The organism is Paenibacillus sp. FSL H3-0321, assembly GCF_038002865.1.
Taxonomy (GTDB): domain Bacteria; phylum Bacillota; class Bacilli; order Paenibacillales; family Paenibacillaceae; genus Paenibacillus_AQ.
This window is the reverse complement of record NZ_JBBODH010000001.1, coordinates 5851751-5875129: the sequence shown is the minus strand read 5'-3', so window position 1 is coordinate 5875129 and position 23379 is coordinate 5851751. Positions and strand designations below refer to the sequence as shown.

General features: G+C 56.0%; 19 protein-coding genes and 1 pseudogene. All 20 read right to left on the bottom strand.

What is annotated here, in order from left to right:
* Window positions 1-51 precede the first annotated feature (51 nt).
* The 20 genes and pseudogenes from MHI45_RS26345 to ggt all read right to left on the bottom strand — a co-directional run bounded on the left by MHI45_RS26345 (window position 52) and on the right by ggt (window position 23302).
* Complete coding sequence (locus MHI45_RS26345; protein ID WP_076114171.1) at window positions 52-1284, bottom strand: pyridoxal-phosphate-dependent aminotransferase family protein; 1233 nt, start codon at window positions 1282-1284, stop codon at window positions 52-54.
* A gap of 22 nt (window positions 1285-1306) precedes the next feature.
* Window positions 1307-2602, bottom strand: a complete 1296-nt coding sequence (locus tag MHI45_RS26340) for a Zn-dependent hydrolase (RefSeq protein WP_341119684.1) — start codon at window positions 2600-2602, stop codon at window positions 1307-1309.
* Window positions 2599-3993 carry an allantoinase AllB gene (gene allB / locus MHI45_RS26335; protein WP_341119683.1) on the bottom strand — a complete coding sequence of 465 codons (1395 nt, stop codon included), beginning with the start codon at window positions 3991-3993 and terminating at the stop codon, window positions 2599-2601. The genes MHI45_RS26340 and allB overlap by 4 nt, the downstream gene beginning before the upstream one ends.
* Window positions 3994-4032: 39 nt before the next feature.
* Window positions 4033-4422: a hydroxyisourate hydrolase gene (gene uraH, locus MHI45_RS26330; protein ID WP_076114167.1), complete on the bottom strand. Its 390-nt coding sequence runs from the start codon at window positions 4420-4422 to the stop codon at window positions 4033-4035.
* Entirely contained in the window at window positions 4419-4745 is a 327-nt protein-coding gene (locus MHI45_RS26325) for a hypothetical protein (RefSeq protein ID WP_076114166.1), read from the bottom strand. Before MHI45_RS26325 ends, uraH begins: the two co-directional genes overlap by 4 nt.
* A gap of 72 nt (window positions 4746-4817) precedes the next feature.
* Complete coding sequence (uraD, locus tag MHI45_RS26320; protein ID WP_076114165.1) at window positions 4818-5339, bottom strand: 2-oxo-4-hydroxy-4-carboxy-5-ureidoimidazoline decarboxylase; 522 nt, start codon at window positions 5337-5339, stop codon at window positions 4818-4820.
* Window positions 5336-5866 carry a (2Fe-2S)-binding protein gene (locus MHI45_RS26315; protein WP_439823195.1) on the bottom strand — a complete coding sequence of 177 codons (531 nt, stop codon included), beginning with the start codon at window positions 5864-5866 and terminating at the stop codon, window positions 5336-5338. The genes uraD and MHI45_RS26315 overlap by 4 nt, the downstream gene beginning before the upstream one ends.
* A gap of 7 nt (window positions 5867-5873) precedes the next feature.
* Window positions 5874-8195, bottom strand: a complete 2322-nt coding sequence (gene pucD, locus MHI45_RS26310; protein ID WP_341119841.1) for a xanthine dehydrogenase subunit D — start codon at window positions 8193-8195, stop codon at window positions 5874-5876.
* Window positions 8196-8231: 36 nt separating this feature from the next.
* On the bottom strand, window positions 8232-9140 hold the full coding sequence (locus MHI45_RS26305) for an FAD binding domain-containing protein (protein ID WP_076114162.1): 909 nt from the start codon (window positions 9138-9140) through the stop codon (window positions 8232-8234).
* A 76-nt stretch (window positions 9141-9216) separates the two neighbouring features.
* Window positions 9217-10146, bottom strand: coding sequence for an ABC transporter permease (locus MHI45_RS26300; RefSeq protein ID WP_038587328.1), 930 nt, complete (start codon window positions 10144-10146; stop codon window positions 9217-9219).
* A 30-nt stretch (window positions 10147-10176) separates the two neighbouring features.
* On the bottom strand, window positions 10177-11292 hold the full coding sequence (locus MHI45_RS26295; RefSeq protein ID WP_076114161.1) for an ABC transporter permease: 1116 nt from the start codon (window positions 11290-11292) through the stop codon (window positions 10177-10179).
* Complete coding sequence (locus MHI45_RS26290; RefSeq protein ID WP_076114159.1) at window positions 11289-12821, bottom strand: ABC transporter ATP-binding protein; 1533 nt, start codon at window positions 12819-12821, stop codon at window positions 11289-11291. Before MHI45_RS26290 ends, MHI45_RS26295 begins: the two co-directional genes overlap by 4 nt.
* Window positions 12822-12928: 107 nt before the next feature.
* On the bottom strand, window positions 12929-14092 hold the full coding sequence (locus MHI45_RS26285) for a BMP family ABC transporter substrate-binding protein (RefSeq protein ID WP_076114158.1): 1164 nt from the start codon (window positions 14090-14092) through the stop codon (window positions 12929-12931).
* 217 nt (window positions 14093-14309) lie between these two features.
* Window positions 14310-14870: an NTP transferase domain-containing protein gene (locus MHI45_RS26280; RefSeq protein WP_256718269.1), complete on the bottom strand. Its 561-nt coding sequence runs from the start codon at window positions 14868-14870 to the stop codon at window positions 14310-14312.
* Window positions 14818-15957 (bottom strand): XdhC family protein, encoded by a 1140-nt coding sequence (locus tag MHI45_RS26275; RefSeq protein WP_076114155.1) that lies wholly within the window; start codon window positions 15955-15957, stop codon window positions 14818-14820. Before MHI45_RS26275 ends, MHI45_RS26280 begins: the two co-directional genes overlap by 53 nt.
* Before the next feature lie 74 nt (window positions 15958-16031).
* Window positions 16032-17609, bottom strand: a complete 1578-nt coding sequence (locus MHI45_RS26270) for a PucR family transcriptional regulator (RefSeq protein ID WP_076114154.1) — start codon at window positions 17607-17609, stop codon at window positions 16032-16034.
* An 891-nt stretch (window positions 17610-18500) separates the two neighbouring features.
* Window positions 18501-19721, bottom strand: coding sequence for an IS110 family transposase (locus MHI45_RS26265; RefSeq protein ID WP_076114666.1), 1221 nt, complete (start codon window positions 19719-19721; stop codon window positions 18501-18503).
* Window positions 19722-20025: 304 nt separating this feature from the next.
* Window positions 20026-20466, bottom strand: a complete 441-nt coding sequence (locus tag MHI45_RS26260) for an amidase family protein (RefSeq protein WP_256718196.1) — start codon at window positions 20464-20466, stop codon at window positions 20026-20028.
* Window positions 20467-21078: 612 nt separating this feature from the next.
* Window positions 21079-21660 (bottom strand): annotated as a pseudogene (locus MHI45_RS26255) (amidase family protein); the annotation flags it as partial.
* Between the two features lie 64 nt (window positions 21661-21724).
* A complete protein-coding gene (gene ggt, locus MHI45_RS26250) occupies window positions 21725-23302 on the bottom strand; it encodes a gamma-glutamyltransferase (RefSeq protein ID WP_076112620.1) in 1578 nt (525 codons plus the stop codon).
* Window positions 23303-23379: the final 77 nt, after the last annotated feature.

The following is a 23379-nucleotide window of genomic DNA, read 5'->3' as shown; positions in this document are numbered from 1 at the left end:
ATCCGGACAGCACCTGTTCCCTACATTCGACCGGCTGCAGTATTCAACCGATTATCTTACTTTTGCATCATATACGTCAAGTGCCGCCTGAACACCAAGCCCGGCGGGAACAGCATGCCCATGCCGCAGCAGCGCCCCCTCCAGCGCACCGAGCAGGCGCAGCACATTATTCTCCCGGCAGCTGAAGCCCATCGTGCCGATGCGCCAGATCCGCCCTTTTAACGGCCCGAAAGAACTGGCAATCTCAATGCCGAAGCGTTCCAGCAGCATCGTCCGCACGGCTTCCCCGTCAACGCCCTCCGGAATAAGCACACAGGTCACCACCGTCAGTTTGCTCTGAGGATCTCCGTACAGCTTCAGCCCCATTGCCGTAAGTCCGGCTACTAGCGCCTCTTCATGCAGCGCATGCCGGGCATGCCGGGCCTCCAGCCCTTCCTCAAGCACCAGCCGCAGCCCTTCGCGCAGCGCATAAAGCATGGAGGTCATCTCTGTATGATGATTCAGCCGCTGGGGGCTCCAGTAATCCTGAAGCATTCCCAGGTCAAAATAATTGCTGCGCACAAAATCCAGCGCTTCAACCTGCACCTCACCAGTCCTCAGGCCACGCTCCACCCGCTTGCGCTTCAGTAGCTTGGCCTCCGCCCGTGCATTGTACGTAACCGGGGCCATGCCCGAAGGAATGGACAGGCATTTCTGCGTGCCGCCGATCACGGCATCCAGCAGCCAGGCATCTGTCTCCACAGGCACACCTCCGATCGTCGCCACCGCATCCACAATCAGCAGGGCATCCTGCTCACGGCAGGCCCGCCCGATGCCGGCCAGCGGCTGCACACGTCCCGTGGAGGTCTCTCCATGTACGATTGCCACGATATCAGGCTTGAAGCTCTTCATGGCTGCAATCACTTCCTCGGGGTCAAACACGCACCCCCATTCCTTCTCAAGCGTCAGCACCTCTGCCCCGCAGCGTTCGGCGATTTCATGCAGCAAATGGCCGAAGCGGCCAAAAATCGGAATCAGCACCCGGTCCCCCGGAGCAATCAAACTGACCATTGCCGCTTCAATTCCGGAGCGTGAAGTGCCGTCCACAGGGAAAGCCCATTGATTGTCCGTAACGAACAGTTCCCGCAGCATCTCCATCGTTTCATTCATAATACCCGTAAATTCGGGATCGAACTGTCCCAATACCGGAAAAGACATGGCCCGCAGCACGCGCGGATCGACTTCCACCGGACCCGGGGTCATAATGCACCGCAGAGACGGCGACAAATCTTCGTACCGCTTCATAATCATCTCTCCCTAGGCTAACTCAGCTCTCTTTATAGGCTAATTCATATAACATAGCTGTTAAGACATCCAGCCCGGCTGCCAGCTCCTCCAGCGACGAGTATTCATCCGGGGAATGGCTGATTCCCGCCCGGCTGGGCACAAAAATCATGGCTGTCCGGCATCCGGACGCAAACAGCTGGGCATCATGCCCTGCTCCGCTGATCATGGTGCGGAAGGTTCTTCCCTGACTCAGACAGATCTGTTCCAGCGTCCTGCTCAGGCCTTGATCCATAGGCGCAGGCGCTGTGGACAACGTCCTGACCACTTCCAGCGTCAGTCCCCGCCTGGCTGCAATGTCCTCAAATCCGGCCATCACTCCAGAGCAGAAGCTCTCCAGCCTTTTCGCCTCACTGTGGCGGATGTCCAGCGTAAACTGCACGTCCCCCGGAATAACATTTGATGTGCCCGGGTAAACCTCAAGCCTGCCTGAAGTGGCTACCAGCGGATCTCCGGCTTCCACCGCAGAGCGTTCCAGCTCCAGCAGCATTTCCGCTGCACCGGCAAGCGCATCCCGCCGGTGCAGCATCGGTGTTGTGCCGGCATGATTGGCAGTTCCGCCGACCTTAACGGTAAAGCGCCTCTGTCCGGCGATGGCCTGCACGACCCCAATCTGCAGCGCGGATTGTTCCAGCACAATCCCCTGTTCAATATGCAATTCGACAAAAACGCCGATATCTGTTCTGGCTGCCGTTTGTCCTGCCGCAACTGCTCTATGATCTCCCAGATCCCGGAAATCTCCTAGCGGGTGCTCCGAGCTTAAGCCGCAGGCTTCCATCGCTGATTTTATCGTTACACCCTCTGAATCGGCGGCTGTCTCGGCTTCGCTTCCATCATACAGGCCCGTAACATGGCCCGAGCCCCAGAAGGTCAAGGGAAACCTGCTGCCTTCTTCTTCGCTGAAGGATACAACCTCCAGGGTCCGCAGCGGCTGCCCGAAGTTCTGCTGCAAATAATTCAGAGCCGTCATGGCGGCGGCTATTCCATAAGCGCCGTCATATTTGCCGCCGTTCAGAACCGTATCAATATGAGATCCGGTTAATATCACTTTACTGTCCGGTTGTGATCCGCCGAGCCGTCCATAAACATTCCCCACCCTGTCTGTCCTGACCGCCAGGCCCATCCCGGCCATCCGCTCCTGCAGAAACTGCTGGGCCTGAAGCCATTCCGGTGTGTACAGCAGCCTGGTAACCCCGGGTCCGGGGGCGCTGAAAGCGGCAAGCTCCTCCAGCAGCATCAGCATCTCCCGGGCCGGTGCCTGAATCAGCGGCGTATTCATATAGAAGGCTGCCCTTCATAGGTCCGCAGCCACTCCCCGCCGCCTTCGGCCACCACACCTTGTTCCGCATTGTAGACAACCGTACCCCGGCTGAGCGTTGCCATTACCTTGCAGGACAAGGTCATTCCGGTATAAGGACTATGTTTATGACGGTATAACAGATCTTCTGCCGCCAAGGTATAGGAGTGATCCGGATTCAGCAGTACCAGATCGGCATCCAGTCCGGGTGCGATCGAGCCTTTACGGTGATCCAGCCCGAATCGCCGCGCCGGAAGTCCTGACAGCAGCGCAGAAATCTGCGTAACTGGCAGCCCACGCACATTCACCCCTTCGTGGAACATCAGCTCCAGGCTGCTCTGTGCGCCGGAAATACCGCCCCACGCTTCAAAAAAAGACAATCCGGGAGCAAGCTTAAGCTCTGTCGGACAAGGCGAATGGTCTGAGGCGATGAGATCGATTTTACCGTCTGCGAGTACCTTCCACAAGCTTTCTTGTTCCTCCAGGCTGCGCAGCGGGGGTGCACATTTGGCCAGCGGTCCCAGTTCCTCCATGTTATCCTCATTCAGGATGAGATAGTGGGGGCAGGTTTCCGCAGTAACATCAAGGCCGCGCAGCTTGGCAGCATGAATCATTTCAATCGCGGCAGAAGTGCTGATATGCACGAAGTGCAGCCGGCAGCCGGTTCGCTCACTGTATAGCAGCGCTTTGGCTACCGCTTCCAGCTCGGCTTCCGCCGGGCGGGAAGCGGCAAAATCGCGCGCTCCGGTCCGCCCGCTGCGCAGGGCGTCGGCCGACAACGCCGCCGTCAACTCCTCGCTCTCTGCATGCAGTGCAAGAATGCCGCCGAGCGCAGCAATTTTCTTCATCCCTTGATAGAGGGTATCATCGTCCACCTCGCGGAATCTCCCTTCCCCTTCACCGCCGGGGTTGGAGATAAAGGCCTTAAAGCCTGTAACCCCGGCTGCCGCAAGATGCTCCAAATCTTCCAGATTACCGGGAACGAATCCGCCCCACAGCACATAATCCACTGCAGAGTTCCCGGATGCGGCTTCTGCCTTGAGCTGCAGTGCGGCTTGATTGACCGTTGGCGGGTTGCCGTTCAGCGGCATATCTGCATAACAGGTGATGCCTCCTGCCGCCAGCGCCGCCGAACCGGTACGGAAGCCTTCCCAATGGCCCAGTGCCGGTTCATTAAAGTGGACATGCATGTCAATCATGCCCGGCAGCACATATAGTCCTTCCGCATCAAGGATGCGGGTATCCGCTCCTGCCGCAAGCTGCTTGCCGAGGGCAGCGATCTTGCCGTCCTTCACCCCGATATCCAGCTTAAGCACTTCCCCGGGGAGCACTACATCTCCATTTGTGATGATAAGCTCATAGGTTTCTTCCATGAATCGGTCACCTCCGGTCATCTGATCTTTATGATTTCATTAGCTTCCCCGGTACGTGCTGTACCCTCCGGGAGCCACCAGTAACGGAACATGATAATGGGCGGACGAATCAGTTATATTGAAGCGGATCGGGATTTGTTCGAGAAAGAATGGAGCGGCTCCATCAGCACTGCCCCCTTCTCCGGAGGCTTCAAACGGCAAACTGCTGCTGCGAAAATAATCTCCGGCCATAAACAGCAGCTCATAGGTGCCGGCTGCCAGTTCTGCACCTTCCAGCAGCGGAGCGTCCAATCTGCCATCGGCATTCGTTACGGCTTCGCGCAGCAGTGAAGCTGCCCCGTCTTCCAGCCTCCATAGCTGAAGTGCCATGCCGGCAGCGGGGATGCCCCCGGACAGGTCGAGAACGTGGGTAGTCAGCCGCCCGCTCATGCCGGAATCCCTCCAGGAACCACGGCACTAACTATAATCCGGCATGGCAGTCCATCCCGCAGATATATCCTGCGGAGCATGCACCGGCCCCTGTCCTTCCAACCTGACTTCAGCAAGAGAGATATATCCATCACACGGATGCCCGCCCACTGCCAAGCTTTTTCCGTTGAATTTTCAAAGTTGAAGTTATCGAAGCCTTTCGTTCCATGCTTTAGCAGTTCAATCCAATGTTTAATCCAATGTCCGTTCAGTGGTCTGTTCAGTTGCTCATTTAATTGCTCATTTTGCCGTCTTTTGGCGTGTACCTTCATCCGTTCCGGCATGGCTGATCCCTCCTGCGGGTTGTGTAGCGAATGCAGCATTGATTCAGTTTTAGCTGCATCGTTTTAAATGCATCATTTTTCTTCCGTTATCAGATCGCGGAGCCGGAAGCTGGTGATTTTGCCGATTTCATAGAGCGCCTGCTCCCATTCCTCCGCCAATGAACGGTTGACCCGTTCCCCGATCGCTTTGATAATGTCATCCTTGTTTTTGCCGCGTACAGCGAGAATAAAAGGGAAATGAAACTTCTCCGTATACGCCGCATTCAACCCGGTCAAACGCTCGAACTCAGCAGGTGTCAGCTGATCCAGACCCGCCCCCTGCTGTTCTGCCGCCGACAGCGGCGTGACCTGCAGCCGCGTGGCCAGATCAGGATGGGACCTCAGCAGCTCCTCAATCCGGCTTCGCTCCGCACTTCGTGCCGTTTCCAGCATGACACCGTGCAGCTGTTCCACGGACTGAAAAGGAATGTACGCGTAAGCCCCCTCCGCCACCCAGGGTGAATGCTCAAATATCCCTCCAAGGGTTCTCACGAATTCCTCCTTACCTAGCCCATTGATCTTATCCAGCGTTAAAAAATCATCCGGCACAGTCATCGGCCCACCCCGCTTTCTATCGCTTTGTTTACCGCACGCAAGATCCCGCCATAACCGGTACAGCGGCAAATATTCCCAGACAGCGCTTCTTCCACTTCCTCCTGCGAAGGCGACGGATTCTCCTCCAGCAGGGCGACTACCGAGATCACCATCCCCGGTGTGCAGTAGCCGCACTGAAATCCTCCCTCTTCCAGAAAAGCACGCTGCACAGGATGCAGCCCCGCTTCGCTGAGTCCTTCAATGGTTGTAATCTCCGTTCCCTCGCATTGATAAGCCATCGTCAGGCAAGAGTTGACCGGCCGGCCGTCGATCAGAACCATGCAGGCTCCGCAGCGGCCAATCTCGCAGGATCTTTTGGTTCCGGTAAGCTCCAAATCCTCGCGCAGAATGCTCAGCAGCCGGCGGGCCGGCGGAACCTCCGTAGACACCTCTTGGCCGTTGATGTTGCAGCTCAGTGTGAACCCCGCCCCGGTATCCCTCGCTGCCTGCTGTGGTGCAAGCCCTGGTTGACTATCCTTGATGTCCAATTCGTAGTTATCCGACATGCGTCTTCACCGCCTTCTGCGGAATAAACGGCGTAGCCTGCAGCCATTCGGACTCGATCGGCAGCCGGTTGACCCGTTTGCGAACCGCCTGGAATACAGCAGAAGCGACTGCGGGGGCCAGATTGACCGAACCGACTTCCCCAATGCCGCGGGGGCCGTAAGTATCATGCTCCGGTAAATCTTCAATCGGCTGCACCTGGATGCTGCCGTTCATATCGACAATCGTAGGAACCAGATACGTATCCATGTTCTTCGTTACATAGCTGCCGCCAGCCATCACCGCATCTTCCGTTAATGTAAAGCCGATGGCCATACTGCTGCCGCCTTCAATCTGTCCCAGATAGCCTTGCGGATTGGCAACGGGACCGGCCGCTACCGCATGATACTGATCGGTCACGCGGACCCGGCCGGTCAGCAGATTGATCTCCACCTTAACCGCGATGGCGGAATACGTGTACAGAAAATGGGCACCCACCCGTTCCAGCTTGGTGGTCGGATATTTGAACACTGTCTCACAGACAATCGGCTCTGTGATGCTGCGCGCAAGCTCCGTATAGGACAGCAGCAGCCCGCCATCCTTATGCCGGATTCCTCCGGGGCCGGGCTTCAAGCCTTCAACCGCTGCTCCCGTCCTGGCCGCTGCAGCTTCCAGCAGCCGGGCTGTAAAATCCGGATGCAGCCGCTTCAGCGCCATCCACATCATGCTTGTGGAGCGGGAAGCAGTGCTGGAGCCGCTGTCCGGCACTACATCCGTATCGCCAATGACAATCCTAAGGTCATCTGCGGCAAATCCGTACTGCTCGATCAGCATCTGCTCCATTGTCGCTATCAGCCCTTGGCCGAATTCCTCGTAGCCGAAGACCGCCTCGATCTTGCCGTCCAGTGCCAGCGACAGCCGTCCGCCTCCCGGATCGGGAATGCCGTAACCGAGGCCTGCACCGTGCATGGCAATCGCCGCGCCGGTTCCGGTCACAATCCACGGCTCCTTCGGCATCGCAGCCGGAGTACCCGGAGCCTCTGAATCATCAGCTCCAGTATGAGGCAACTCCGCTTCCTGCATCAGCGGAGATGCCGCCAGCGCCTCCCACACCTGCATCGCCCCGTGCGTCTGGGCGATCTCCTGCCCAAGCGGCCCTGGATCGCCGTAGCGCCGCAAGTTCCGGCGGCGCAGCTCCCACGGATCCAGATTCAGCCGTTCAGCGAGGCGGTCTACCTGGCCTTCCAGGGCAAAGATCGCCTGATTGCCGCCAAAGCCGCGGAATTCACCGGATACACCATTGTTCGTATATACCGCAAAGCCCTCCACCTCCACATGGCAGATCTGATAGGGACCTACCACATGCTCCGTGGCAAAATTCAGCACTTCCGCTCCCAGTGTCGCATAGGCCCCGGTATCAGAAATAATCCGCACCTGATGGGCCATGATCGTCCCCTCGCTGTCGCAGCCGGTCTTCATTGTAATCTTCATGGGATGGCGCTTCAGCCCGGCGCGCACCGATTCCGCGCGGGAATTATGCAGCCGGACCGGACGCCGGGTCCGCAGTGCGAGCAGCGCTCCATACGGCTGGACATTCAACTCGTCTTTGCCGCCGAACGAACCGCCGATCGGACTGGAAATGACCCGGATATCCTCCTCCGGGAGGTTCAGTATCCGCGAAAGCTGCCTGCGGTCCATCAGACCATGCTGTGTTGCTGAGTAGACCGTAAGCCTTCCGTTTGACTCCGGGATAAACAATCCGCCTTCGGTCTCCATGTACGTATGCATCTGGCGCGGCGTCCAGTAGGTCTCTTCTACAACATGGGCACAGCCTGCGAACGCCGCTGCCGGTTCGCCCTTGCGGTATTCCGCATGATGAAGCACATTGCCCTCTTCATGCAGCAGGATCGCCTCGGGCTTCATGGCTTCCTCAGCATCCTCCAGCAGCGGCAGCTGCTCATAGTCCACATCAATCAGCGATAGCGCATATTCGGCAATTCCATCGCTGTCCGCAGCTACAGCGGCAATCGCGTCGCCGGTATAACGCACCCGGTCGCTGCAGAAGACCGGCTGATGCGGCAGGGCAATACCAAAGCCGTTCAGCCCGGGCACATCCTCATGGGTAATGACCGCATGTACTCCAGGAACCTCAAGTGCCTTTGCCGTGCGGATAGACAGAATACGGGCATGAGCCTGATGGCTGCGCAGCACCCGTCCGGTCAGCATCCCTTCGGCGCTCATGTCGGTTAAATACTGCAGCTTGCCGGATACTTTCCCCTGCCCGTCGGGCCGTGTACGCCAGCGGCTTCCGCTGGATTCCTTGTTCAACAGCATTCCCCTCACCCCAATCCACCTAATTTTCTATAACGTTTACTCTCCTCCGCCTGCATTCAAGCCCTTCCACAATTCAGAAACGATGAGATTGCCCGCGGTTTTCCGCTTATAGGCTTCGGTGGAAAAAGGATCACTATATGTGTCAAAACTGCTCTCCACCGCCTCGTACACTGCAGCCATCAGACTGTCGCTGTAGACAGCACCTTCCAGAAGCGCTTCAGCCGCCGGAAGCCGCTGTGGTCTGCCAGTACCTCCGCCTGCTGCAATGCGGACACCACTCAGGCTGCGGCTTGCGGCATCGAGACTTGCTGCAACAGCTATGGTAACGAGCGAGGCTGTAAAGGCATCCCGCCGCCCCACCTTGCGAAAGATCTCCAGCTTACTCTGCTCCCCATGTTCATGCCCTGCCGAAGGAAAGCGGATCCCGGCAAGAAGTTCAGCTGCCGGCTTCTCCCCGCTCCAGCGGCGTTTCAGCCAGGCCTCAACAGGCTGCACCGAAAGGAATTTGCCGTCAAAGGAGGCCACTTCGGCATCGTAAACCAGCAGCGCCGGGAGAATATCTCCATAACCGGAAGATATATTGCCGCCAAGTGTAGCCAGATTGCGCACTGCGGGTGCGGCGATGTTGCGGACCGCCTCCTGCACCGCCGGAGCGATCTCCCGCAAATCCAGGTTCCCGCGGCATTGCGACAGCGAAACCAGAGAACCTATGGTTAAATAATCTTCGGCGAGTCCGATTTCACCCATCCCGGCGATATTCCGTAAATCGATCATCTGCTGCGGCAGAGGAGCCGTCCCCGCTTCCCATTGTGTCCGCAGCAGCGTTCCGCCGGATACATATACGGCTCCTTCGCCTAATATCGTCTTCAGCTCCCATGCCTCCTGCAGGCTGCGGGGCTGATGCACTGCCGGGGGAGCCGGCTTTTCACTCCAAATAGCTCCCATCACTTCCGCCTCCTCACCAGTTGGCATTTCTTCCATGCATTATATTCATCTCGCTGATTCAATCAGCGCCGCTGCGTCAAAAACGCTGCTCGCGGATATAAGGTGTACCCAGTGACTCCGGCGTGCCGGATGGTTTGTTGCGGTTGCGGTAACCGAGGTACATCAGCACGAGAATCGTTACGACGTACGGAATCATCTTAAGGAAATAAGGCGGAATTGCGCTGCCGAGCAGCTGGAGGCGGAAACCAAGCGAATCCAGTGCACCGAAGAAGTAAGCGCAAAAGAGGGCACGCAGCGGATTCCATCTGGCGAAGATCACCAGCCCGACGGCAATCCAGCCGCGTCCTGCCGTGAGGCCTTCATTCCAGGTTGGCGCGTATGCCAGCACCATATCCGCACCCGCAAGGCCAATCAATGCCGCACCGGCTGTCACGTAGCTGTAGCGGATCAGCTGCACGCGGATCCCCATAACATCCGCCGTGGCCGGACTGTCCCCGACCGCACGTAAATGCAGTCCCCAGGAGGTATGGTGAATCAGCAGATGCAGCACCAGAACGAGCAGCAGGCTGAACCAGGTCAAGTAATCCAACCTGCCGAAGAGATCTCCTATCACCGGGACTGACTTGACCCAGCCGAGATCCAGCTTCGGCGAAGTTCCCGGCAGCGGCAATCCGCTGATGGACTTGCCCAGATAGGCGCTGAGCCCGCTGCCGAACAAGGTCATGGCCAGGCCGGACATCGTCTGGTTCGCCCGGAGTGTGACGGTGAGAAACGAATGCACCAGGCCTAGCAAGGCGGTGACGGCCACCGCTGCGAGCAGAGCCAGCAGCAGGCTTCCGCTGCGGATGTAGATGATGCAGGTGGTTACCGCTCCCATCAGCATCAGCCCTTCAGCGCCAAGCTGGATAATCCCTGCACGCTCATTCAAGATGCCTCCCAGTGTAGCCAGCAGCAGCGGCGTTCCGGCGGAAATGGCGGCTATTAATAACTGTGTAGTGAAATCCATGGCTTAACTCCCTTCTCTCAGCAGAAACAGCTATGCGCTCCGGCGGAAGCGGAAACGGTGAATCATATCCCCTGCAATCAGGAAGAACAGGATCGAGCCCTGCAGCATTTCCGAAATGGACGAAGGCAGTCCGATGGTCTGCACACTATAGCCGCCGACAATCAGGCCGCCGAACAGAATCGAAGTGACAATCAGTCCGAGCGGATTCAGCTTGGCAAGCCAGGCGACAATGATCGCAGTATATCCGTAACCCGGAGAAATCCCCTGCATCAGCTTATGTGTAACTCCGGAAACCTCCGCCATTCCGGCAATTCCGGCAAGACCGCCGCTAATCAGCATTACGACAATAATATGGCGTTTGATATGGATACCTGCATAACGGGCAGCCGTCGGATTGGCACCAATCAGCCGCAGCTCATAACCCCAGCGGGTGAACTTAATCATCAGATAATAGATAGCCACAGCGACAAGGCCGAAGATCAGCCCGATGTGCAGCCTTGTGGTGCCGAGAACCGGCAGGGACTGGGCGGCGGTAAACATCGGAGAGCCCGGGAAGTTAAAGCCCTTCGGATCTTTCCAGGGCCCGAATACCACATAATCAAGAGCAAGCAGGGCCACGTAGTTCAGCATCAGGGATGTAATCAGCTCATTGACCCCGAAATGCGTCCGCGGAATTGCCGTCATCAGCCCCCAGAGCGCACCTGCGGCAGTGCCGAACACTAGCATCAAGGAAATGGACCAGAACGAAGGCAAATCAGGAAAATAAATCGTCACTGCCGTAGCAGCCATCGCTCCGACCGTCAATTGTCCTTCCGCGCCGATGTTCCAGACGGAAATCCGGTAGGCTACAGCAATGCCAAGTCCGCAGAGCAGCAGCGGAATGGCTTTGACCATCGTTTCGGTAAGACCGTAAGAGGTGCCAAAAGCACCGCGGAACATCTTCTCGTATACGACCACGGGGCTCATGCCGTTGGCGGCAATAAACACCGCGCAAAGCAGCAGGGCCAGAATGACAGACAGAACGGGAGTCCACCACGGAGAGCGGGTTCGGCTTGAATCATACTCCAGCCGCAGCTTGGACCGGTTGCCCGGTTTGGCCGGAACAGGATCAAGCGCTGCAGCATTGCTTATATTCTTCGGACTCATACGGCGCTCTCCTCCCTGTTCTGAATCCCGGCCATCAGCAAGCCAATTCTCTCTCTGTCTGCATTCTCATGGTCACTTTCCCCAAGGATCGAACCGTTATAAATCACCAATATCCGGTCGGATAATTGCAGCAGTTCATCCAGATCCTCCGAGATGAGCAGCACTCCGCTGCCTGAGCCGCGCAGCTCCATCAGCAGTTCATGGACACCGGCTGCCGCGCCTACATCCAGACCTTGCGTCGGGTGAACCGCCACCATCAGCTTAGGGTTGTGGCTGACCTCCCGGGCAAACAGCAGCTTCTGCTGATTGCCGCCCGACATTTGCTGGACTGGCGTATCCAGCTCGGGAGTTTTCACATTGAAGCGCTCAACCAGCTCCCGCGACCAGGAACGGTTCTTCGCCGCCTTCAGAAAGCCGAGTTTGGAGTGCTCTTCACTGCGGTAGGACTTGAACAGCAGATTGTCCACTGAGCCCAGCCGTCCGGCAAGGCCGCTCTTCATCCGGTTCTCCGGCACATGAGATATTCCCGAATCAATTGCGCCCCGCACCGAAGCCGCTTTTACCGGACTGCCGTCAAATATAATCTCGCCGCTCCGCCAAGTCCTAAGTCCCGTAAGCACTTCCGCCAGCTCCTTTTGTCCATTGCCGGCAACACCTGCGACCCCTACGATCTCCCCTTCATTTACAGTCAGGGACAAGCCGTCCAGCGCTTTACGGCCGTGATCGGCAGCGACGTCCAAATTCCGTACAATTAGCAGAGCCTCACCTTGGGTAGCTTCCCGCTCCTGGCGGCTGATCGTAACCTCCCGGCCTACCATCAACCGGGCCAGCTCCAGTTCATCTGTCTGCGCCGTGTTCAGCGTAGCGATCATTTTCCCTTTGCGCATAACGGAAATACGGTCGGAAGAAGCCATAACTTCCTTCATTTTATGTGTAGTCATGATCACCGTCTTCCCCGCATGCTTCATCACCTTCAGCGTTTCGAACAGCTGCTCCGCCTCACCCGGGGTTAACACGGAGGTTGGCTCATCCAGAATGATGATATCCGCACCGCGGTACAGCGTTTTGACGATTTCCACACGTTGCTGTTCACCGACAGACAGCTGCCAGATCGGGCAGTCTACCGGAAATTTCAGCCCGAAACGCTCAGCCAGCGCCTCAATCTCCAAATGCTTATTTTTCAACCATTTGCTTCCACGCCAGAAAGACGACTTTTCGCCAAGCACGATGTTCTCTGCTGCTGTGAGACTTTGCACCAGTCTGAAATTTTGAAATACCATGCCTACGCCGAGGGATGCTGCATCCTTGGGGGAACGGATTTTGGCCAGTTTACCGTGAATGAAAAGTTCGCCTTCATCCGCCCGGTATACCCCTGACAGCATGCTCATGACCGTGCTTTTCCCTGCTCCGTTCTCACCAAGCAACGCATGAATTTCACCCGCATTTGCCGAAAAATCGACTTGATCGCTTGCCGTTACAGCTCCGAACCTCTTCACAATTCCGCGCATTTCAACTGAATGATTCTGCATTGTGGGACGCTCCTTTCCTTATACTTGTAGGACGGGTGGGGAAGGTTCCCCTTCCCGGAACCCGCCCCACCCATAAGGCCATACTGTATGCAATTGTAGAAAACGAATTATTTCGAGATCGTGCCTATTACGCCTTTGGCCAGCCATTCCATGGAGAGGACTTCCTCAAGCGTCAGCTTTTGGCCCTCCTGAACCACAACATTGCCTTTGTTATCGGAGATCGGTCCTGTGAACACATCCAGTTCACCGCTGATGATCTTGGCTTTGGCAGCTTCCACCAGCTGCTTCACATCCTCAGGAACCTTGTTGCCAAACGGCGCAAGCTCTACCATGCCGTCCGCCATATCCCCGGAGTATTGTCCGCTCTTCCACGTTCCATCCATTACGGACTGGACAGCCTTCACGTAGTAAGGACCCCAGTTCCATACAGGATTGGTCAAATAATTGTCCGGTGCGTACTTACTCATGTCGGAGTCATTGCCTCCGGCAAATGCACCACGTTCTTTGGCCGCCTGCAATGTGGCCGGAGAATCCTGATACGCCAGCAGCACATCCGCGCCTTTATCCAGAAGACTGATCGCCGCCTGGCGTTCGGTTGCCGGGTCATACCAAGTATTCGTCCACACTACATCCACTTTAATGTCCGGGTTGACACTCTGTGCTCCCAGCGTGAATGCATTAAGATTATAGATAACTTCACTGATCGGAAAAGCTCCTACGTAGCCAAGATGATTGTTCTTGGTCATTTTGCCTGCCGCGATACCGCTCAGATAACTCGCTTGATAATTTTTTCCGAAGTAAGTGCCCATGTTCTCCGCTGTTTTGTAGCCGGAGGCATGGAGGAATTTCACATTTGGGAACTTGCCCGCTACACTCAGTGTGAAGTCCATATATCCAAAACTTGTAGTAAATACGATGTCATGGGACTGTGCAAGCTCCGTGATGATACGCTCTGCATCGGCACTTTCCGGAACATTCTCTACGAAGTCCGCTTTGATGCCGAGCTCTTTCTCCATGTACAAACGGCCTTGATCATGCTGATACGTATAACCGCCGTCACCCGGAGGCCCGATATAGACAAAAGCAACCGTCGGCTTCTCTGCTGCCGGCTCTGTTGTTGCCGCCTCTGATGTTGTACCCGCATTGGTTGCCGCCGGTGCTTCTGTTGCATTTGAAGCCGCATTGTTGTTGCTTCCGCAGCCTGCCAGAACTAACGCCATGAGGAACATTAGCACGAAGCTGAAAGTAAATCCCTGACCCCTTTTTTTCATAACTCTCCTCCTCCAGGAAATCTCTCCTAATGACCGCAGTCATTAATGTATCTCTACTATACTGAGACCTGAAGACTACGTAAATTTATATAACATACGTTTGTGTCATTTTATAAGAAGTTTAGCTTTTTTTGTGCTTCATGCACTATAAAGGGGTCGAAGAAGCTTAAAATATGTGATTATTTCTAACATCAATCTGTAAACCGCTCAAACCATGTCAGCTTCCACTCCTAAGGCTCCATTCCTTGCGGATCTCCCCAAAATCCACTTCTGTGTCAGCATCCATAAAGCAATGGGCGGAATCTGTCTCCAGCACCATCCCCTTATAATCGGGCGAGCGCAAAATCCCCGCCGCGCCTTTGTCGCCGTCCAGTCCCTGAAGCACCGTGAACATCTCTTTGGAAAAGAGCGCCGGCGGCATGGCCAGACCTTTATGGGTGCTGGCTATATAGTCCAGCCCCGGATTCCGCTCATAAGTGTCTATCAGCCGCTTCACCAATGACGCAGTAATAAACGGCTGGTCAGCCAAAGCCACGATAGCAGCATCAGGCTGCATAGGCAGGATCGCATTCAACCCGCAGCGCAGGGAAAAGGATAAGCCCAAGTGGGCGGTCAGGCAGGTTTCCGTACGCCTAGTACTCCGCTCACCGGCTGGAGGCAGCCATTTGAGGTCATCATCGGCCCGCACAACAACGATTAACGGCGAAAGGGCACAGCGGTCCAGTTCACTGAGCGCGACGCTCCCGAGTGACACCTCTTGCGACAGCTGAAGTGACACCTTGGATACTCCCATTCGTCTGCTCTGCCCTGCTGCCAGATAGATACCGGCTACTTTCAACGCTCTCCACTCCTTTCGGCAGCTCATGCAAGCCTGCCCTTCTGATTTGAATAATCTCGGCCACAATACTGACTGCAATTTCCTCCGGCCCTTCCGCGCCGATAGACAGCCCTACAGGAGCGTGCAGCGATGCAGGCGGCTCCAATCCCTCTACCAACAGCGCAATCCGGGCCTTGGAGCCGATGATTCCGATATAACGCGGAGACACTGGCAGCAGGCTTTCCAGAAACTGCCGGTCGCGCTGAGATTGATGGCTGCAGATCAACACATAATCCTCCCGGGTTATTCTAAGACGTGCTGCTGCCTCGGACGGGGAACAAATCACTCGTTCGGCCCCGGGAAATTTATGCTGCAGGCTGCCTTCCCGCCAGTCGGCGACGGCAATCCGAAATCCGGATTTTGCCGCAAGGTCCGCCACGGGACGGGAATCCAGTCCACCGCCAAAGATAATAAGCCGCGGCTTCGGCACGAATAGAGTGTTGAAGAGTTCGAGGGGCGGACCGGCCGCTGCCGTTGTTCCTGGAAGCGGACTCCGCCCTTTTTTCACCAGACAGCTCCCCCCTGCACTTCTCTGATTAGAAAAAGATTGTTGTTCAGCGCCGAAAGTTTCGACAGTATACCGGTATCCTGCAACGGCGGCAGCTTCACGAAAAAGCATCAGGCCCTCACCTGCGGCCATCCGCACATATACTTCTTCCAATAGCCGGCGCAGCTCTCCACGGACCGGTTCAAGAATCACTTTGATTTTGCCGCCGCAGCCGACAGCCTCCCCCCAGGAAAAATCATCGGGAGACAGCATGTCATACTCCACCAGTTCCGGAAGGCCGCGATCCCAAACCTCCTGCGTACGAAGCTCCAGGTCGCTCTCCAGGCAACCCGGACTAAGACTCCCCAGTGTTCCTCCTGCAAAAAACAGCATAGCCGCTCCCGGTTTCCGGTAAGAATGACCTTCCACCCCAATCAGGGTTGCAAGCACCGCAGGGGCAGCATTGTCGTGGATGTGCAGTACAATATCATGTGTACTCATAAAGCTCGCTCCCTCCTCCGTATTCCGCCCCGTTCAGGGTGGCGGCTCTTGCGCATACAATTCGCAACAGCCGCTCAGGTTTCGCGCTCCAGCATTTTGCGGAACAGGAATACCAGCTTCAGCCTCATCAAATCATTGATCTTCTTGAAATCGACATCCAGCAGCTCGCTGAGCTTCTCGATCCGGTAGGTAGCGGTATTGCGGTGAATAAACAGCTTTTTGGCTGTCTCGTTTACATGGCCGTCATTGTCCAGATAGACCTCCAGCGTGTGCAGCATTTCCTTGATATATTCCGGCTCCCGGCTCAACAGCCCGCGCAGGCTGCCGTTGCAATATTTCTCCATCGTTTCTGCCGGTATCTGGCTCAGCAGAAGATTCAGCTCAAGCTGTCTGTAATGCACCACATTTCCGTGCGCACCCCAGTGCTGCACCATACCCATACATTCCTTGACCTCTGCAAAAGCTTCCTTCAGCCCTTCCGGCTTAACCTTGGTGCTGCTCACAGCTGCCCGAGGATAATAACCCTTGCCGAACTTGAGATTATGAAAACAATCATTGATCAGCTCACGGAACTGATCGGGACTGTGCTGACCCGCAGGGTACAGCGAGAGCAGACCTTCATCCACAACAACATGAATAGCTTTCATTTCCCTCAGTACCGGATGCTCGATGAACTCTTCCTTAAGGCGGAGCAATTCGCCTTGTCTGGATTCCCCGGTGGCGGCCGTATCGGTTAGCAGCAGCTGGAAAGGGGATTGCAGCAGCGTCACCTCCAGCCTGGCGGCAGCCTGGGACAGATCGTTACACGACAATCCGCCGCTCAGGCAACGGCGCAGCAGTCCACTGAACTCCCGGTGCTCGGCATGCTCGAAATAGTCCTCATAACCCGCATGAATATGATAAGAAATCAGTTCAGCTCCTTGAACAAACAGGCTTTCTTCCACAGGCAGCAGCAGAGGATCAATAGAACAATATAAAAGATAACCTGTGCATTTCTCCCCTTGCAGCAGCGGGATACGGAAACCAACCTTGTCACCGATGCGGAAGCGCCCATTGCGGTTCTGCCAAGGCCAGCCCTCCAGCAGTAACGCCGCTGAATACTCCGAATTGTTGTAAATGGCGTCGCCCCGGGCACTGATGACCGCCAGCGGGTAACCGATCACCTCGGATACGGAGTCAAATAACGGACCGCAGCGTCCCGAGCGGAGCGCAAACCGCATCAGCTTCCGTTGCTTCTCCATCATGCTCTGCAGCACGCTTGTGCTGCGCGACAGCTCGGCGCGAAACAGGCCGTTCATCTGGTCCGAGAACGTAAATTGGAACGGCAGCTCGATCAGCGGAAAGTTCAGCATTTCCGCTTCGGCTACGAGCTTCTCCGGAACAGCGTCCCAGAAACGGCCCAGCTTGATGCCAAGGCCAGCGGAGCCGCGGCGGTTCAGCGTCTGCAGCAGTGCGGAGGCATCCTGGGGACTATCCTTGATCAGATAAGCTGTTGTAAGCAGCATTTCTCCTTCTTTGATCCAATCTGAGATATCAGGGGCATCCATCACATTAATCGACTTGATAATCCGGTGTTTCCCCTTGGAGCCGGCAATCAGTCTGGCTTCAGATAAAGGATAAATGGACAACGCCTCTTCAACCGTAAGATGCATGCCACCCCTCCTTATACAAGTTCATAGATAATGAATTCCGTATTTATGTTACTTTATGTAACATTATAAATAAAATGAACCGTTATGGAAAGATAAAAGTGAAAGTTTAGATTATATATGTAATAAAACATAACACGGATCGCAAAGTTTTAACTATTGCTTATGGACCGTCTGCAAAATCATGGGAACGTAGCCGTGTATTATGCGTTTTATCGCATCAGCAGGGGTACGGCAACCATGAGATTTGCAGCAGCTGACTGCCCTTCGGCTCCTCAACGTTCGATAATTGCACTCTGTACAGTTACTGTGTATTATGCGTTTTATCGCATCAGCATGGGTACGGCAACCATGAGATTTGCAGCAGCTGACTGCCCTTCGGCTCCTCAACGTTCGATAATTGCACTCTGTACAGTTACTGTGCATTATGCGTTTTATCGCATCAGCAGGGGTACGGCAACCATGAGATTTGCAGCAGCTGACTGCCCTTCGACTCCTCAATGTTCGATAATTGCACTCTGTACAGTTAAATAGTGAATTTCTCCCGCCACGCAGCCTTTAATTGTATTCCGTACATCTATTTGAGCTGATTTTAGCCGAAAGACTCAAATTCACTGTTTTTAGTTGTACAGACTACATCTATTCTCTGGTTTCCGGCTGAATTAGCTCCAATAGTTGCAGAGAATACACCTAAATCATTCATTGTCCAATATGCATACAAGTGGAAACGGCTTCGCCGTCCTCAAAAGGACGGTATCCGTTTCAGCGAGAAATAGAAAGATAATATATAGCGTGCAGCATATAAATTCTGCCCTGAAAATAAAGTTTCTTCAGAACACCAAAGTACACATACCAAAACAAACCCCATGTTTTTTATTTTTTTGAAATCGGCTGTCAGGCCAATTGTTCACTCAGGTTTACTTGATACCCCAACGATTCCAAGCGTTTTATGGATCGGTTCATCACCATCTCGTGGTTTCGTTGGTCGAAGTAGTCAAACCCTAATTCTTTATATGCCTGTCTTCGCGTTAACAAGACATAGACTATCGCTAAAATGCTGTGACCGACGGCTACGGCCGCTCTGTTTTTTCCTCGCCTGCCTGCGATCCGGTGATATTGGGCCGACAGGTAGGTATTCTTTTTTCGTCCTGCCGCGCGCGCGGATTCTACGAGTGCGCTTCGCAGCTTTTTATTTCCTTTTCGCGTCCTCGCCGATCGCTTCTTTCCCGCACTTTCATCGTGACCTGGAGTCATTCCTGCCCATGAGCACAAGTGCCCCGCGCTTGGAAACCGTGTCATGTCCGTTCCGATTTCTGCCAGAATCTGCTCCGCAGTTCGTTTACCAACACCGGGAATGGTATCCAATAACTTCAGGTCCTCCGCAAAAGGAGACATCCGGCGTTCCACTTCTTCATCCAGTTCTGTGATGAGCTCATTCAGTTGGTCGATATGCGACAACTGTTTTTCCAGCATGAGCAGTTGATGTGGACCCAGGCTACCCTCAAGGGCAAGCTTCAATTGCTCTTTTTTCGCCTTCAGCTTCTTTTGTGCAAAATTCGCCAAAGTCGATGGATCCGTTTCGCCCTGAATCATGGCTTCCAGCATGCTCCGTCCAGACACCCCCAGCACATTGGACGCCACCGATGAGAGCTTGATATTCCCACCCTCCAGCACCTTCTGCAGACGATTCACTTCCCGGCTCCGTTCTTCAATTATACTTCGCCGGTAGCGAATGATTTCCCGAAGCTCACGTTGCTCCCGACCCGGAATATAGCTCCCCTGCACCAGTCCATGCCGGAGCAACTTTGCAATCCACTCCGCATCCTTCACATCCGTTTTCCGCCCGGGTACTGCTTTGATATGCTGCGCGTTTACCACGACCGGCTTGACGTCTTCCAGTTCAAGCAGGTTATCAATCGGTTTCCAGTAATCCCCCGTGCTCTCCATCGCGACATGGCTGCACCGCTCGCTTTTGATCCAATCCACCAGATCGACCAGCCGACGAGTCAGTGTTTCAAAACTTCGAATCTCCTTTCCTTTCGGCGTAATGATACATGCTGTGATGCTTTTCTTGTGTACATCCAGTCCACAGCAACGTTCAATGAGTACTTCCATCTTTGCTTCTCCTACCTGCTGGCCGTGATTAAGGCTGGTGCAAAGACCAATGCTAAGGTTATTCTGCCCTGCGTGCTTCCCCATGGGAGCAACAATCTGTGATGCACCGGGTCGTTGGGGTCCGTCTTATATGCGGGTTCGTATCACCAAGAATTTCCGACCTACCTTCGCCAGCCCACTACCCAGTATCGCCCATATTTTCATTCCTCAGTGGTGCCGCGCAGCAGCATGGGGGTCTTATATTTGCAAAAAAACTCCCGCTCTCCGCCAACAGCGGAGCCGGAAGTTCTATGTTCCCATGCGCTTATTGCCATAACCGCCGGACCCATGAGAGCAGGCGGAGATCCTGTCCATGTCCGCCGATCACTGACAATCCCAGCGGCAGCCCGCCGGGACCCGCCACAGGCAGCGTTACCTGCGGCAACCCTGCCAGCCCGGCAATGCAGCTGAGCATCATCGCCCCGCTGCGGTTCAATTCCAGCTGCCGCAGGTCCCCGCCGCGCAGCGGGGCGGGTCCAGGCACGGTAGGGATGACGAGACAGCCGTCCTCTCCGAGCAAATGACGCAGCCGGGCCGTTATATCGTCACGTTGGGACTGCGCCCAACTGTGATCCTGCCCGGCCACACTTGCCGCCCAAGCGAAGCGGGCAGCTATGTCAGGCCCAAAAGCCGGCTGCTCCCGTTCGATCCAGGCTCCGTGGGTCGCCCAGATTTCAGCACCCTGCAGCTCGCGGAACACATCCATCCAGCTTGTTAATCCTTCCGGCGAAACTTTAGTTTCCAGCGTTTGCCCCACTCCTGCCTGGAGAAGGCCCAAACCTTGCTTCAGGCTGGCCGAAATCTCCGGCTCAGCCAAGGCCCAGCCATCCATGCCGATGAACAGCTTGGCCATTCTGCTTCCTTCCGGCACATTACGGGCGAATGAAGCAGGGACCCCAGCTGCCTTCAGGAGGGGATGTTGCATGACTGGCTCCCCGGGATGTTCTGGTTTACGTCCCCTGGCATGCTCTTGAATATGTCCTCCGGTATGCCCCTGTACATGTCCTCCGGCATGCTCTTGAATATGTCCCCCGGTATGCCCCTGTACATGTCCCTTGGCATGCCTTTGAATATGTCCTCCGGTATGCCCCTGTACTTGTCCCCTGGCATGCTCTTGAATATGTCCTCCGGTATGCTCTTGAATATGTCCTCCGGTATGCCCCTGTACATGTCCTCCGGCAGACTCACCGTTACGCTCCGGGCCGTCCCCTCCATAAAGCACCCGGCCATATTCCAGGTGCTGTCCTACACGCGCGCCATCCCGCTCCACACTTTGCTGCAGGACATTACTCTTCCCGGAGGAATCCTCCGGTTCTCCCGCTCCGCCTTCCACTCTCCCGAGCAGAACCTCGCCAACCTGCAGCAGCATTCCGGCGCTGTCTGCGATCCAGCCCACGGTATCAAAACCCGGTGCCAGCGGGATTACCCCGTCTATCTCCACCACCCCGTGGGTCGGGCGGAAGCCGTAAACGCCGCAGTACGCCGAAGGAACACGGATGGACCCGCCTGTATCGGTTCCCAAGGCAAAGTCCACGCTTCCGGAGGCTACGGCCACCGCCGAGCCGCTGGAGGAGCCTCCGGGAATACGCCCCTCCGCACGTGGGTTGACCGGCGTGCCGTAATGATAATTCTCCCCGCCCAGGCTGTACATCAGCTCATCGGTATGGGCGGCACCGTGCAAGGAGGCACCCGACTGCAGCAATTTCAGTACGGCTGCGGCATGCGCCGATGAAGGCTCATGACTGCGCAGCCAATGCGGATTGCCTGCGGAAGAGCGGTGCCCGGAGACCGCGAACACATCCTTAACAGCGAAGCTCAGCCCATTCAGCTTGCCACTCGCAAGGCTTGGCACCTCCAGCTCCGGGTCAATAAATGCGCCGAAACGATTATTAAGGACCATCTCTTCCCTCCTCCTCCCGGACTGTCCGGGGAGCTTCATTGTTTACTCTTACTTGTTTCAAGCTCTACCAACCGATGGCTGCTCCGTCGCAGCGCGGATCAGTGCCGCCGCTGCGGAAGCCGTTGCCATCGATGGCAATCGCATGGGCATGCCCCATGATTCCGTCATAGTCTGCGGCTTGGCGGACCAGATGACCGGCCCCGGCCAGCTCTTCGAGCACTTGCGGAGCTACCCGCTTCTCCACCTTCAGTTCCTGGGTCGGTTCCCCCCAGGTCCTGCCCCAGACGAACCGCGGCGCATTCACCGCCTCCTGCGGATTCATGCCATAATGCAGCATCCGTGTCAGCAGCAGACTCTGCGTCTGCGGTTGCCCCTCCCCGCCTTGCGTGCCGTAGAGAATGGCCGGCTTGCCGGCTTGGCAGGCCATGGCCGGCATCAGCGTGTGGAACGTGCGCTTATGCGGTTCAAGCGTATTGATATGCGAAGGGTCCAGCGAGAAGAAGGAGCCTCTATTCTGCAGCAGAATCCCTGTATCCCCGGCGACCCTTCCCGAACCGAATTCAAAATACAGGCTTTGGATAAACGAGACGGCATTCCCCTCCCCGTCAACTACAGCGGCATAAGCTGTATCCCGGCCAACCGGCTCACTGCCAAGCGCAGCCGCCCGGCGGAGCGAAATGGAATCTGCCAGCTCCATGGCATACTGCTTATCCAATAGCCGCTCCAGCGGAATCGAGCTGAATTCAGGATCAGTCAGCACCTGATCCCGGTCCCTGAAGCTCAGCTTCAGCGCTTCAACCAGCAGATGATAGTACTCGAAGGACCCATGCTCAATCTCTGCGAGATTAAACCGCTCCAGTATGTTCAGCGCCATCAGCGCAGTGAAGCCCTGCGAATTCGGCGGCACCTGATAAACCTGATGCCCGTGGTAATCCGTGGAGATCGGCTCCACCCAATTGCCCTGATGGTCGGCAAAATCATCACGGGTGAGATATCCCCCGGAAGCCAGCATATCCTTGCTTATCTCCTCTGCGATCACGCCCTTGTAAAAAGCATCACGCCCTCCCGCCGCCAGCGTCCGCAGCGTCCGGGCCAACTGCTTCTGTACAAACTTCCCGCCGGCCCTCGGAACCTTGCCACCGGGCAGATACACCGCCGCCGCGCCGGGGGACAGCGCGGCTCCCGCCAGTATGCTGTTGCCGTGCTGATCAGGCGACAGCGGAAACCCATCGGTGGCGTAGCCGATTCCCGGCTCCAGCACCTCCGCCAGGGTCAGGCGGCCATACTGGCGCTGGACCGCCTCCCAGCTGTCCGCCATTCCGGGCACCGTAATGGCGCTGCGCACACCCCGCCGGGGAATGGAACTCTCCCCGGCATAGCAGTCCCTGCGGACGCCGTAGCCGGATCGTCCGCTGCCGTTGTAGGCCCGGACGCGCCCTTCACCGGCGCTGTAGGTCAACCAATAAGCATCGCCGCCAAGGCCCGTCATATGCGGATAGACCACCGCAAGCGTGGCGCTGACCGCTACCGCAGCGTCAAAGGCATTGCCGCCGCGCTGCAAAATACGCGCTCCGGCAGCAGAGGCCAGATAATGGGGACTGACCACCATCGTTTTTGTACCGATTACCGGCCCTATTGTCATGACTCCCAGCTCCATTCCCATGTCAATCAAGTTAGTGCCATTTAACAGCAGATCAAAAACCCCTGTCAATCGGTTAC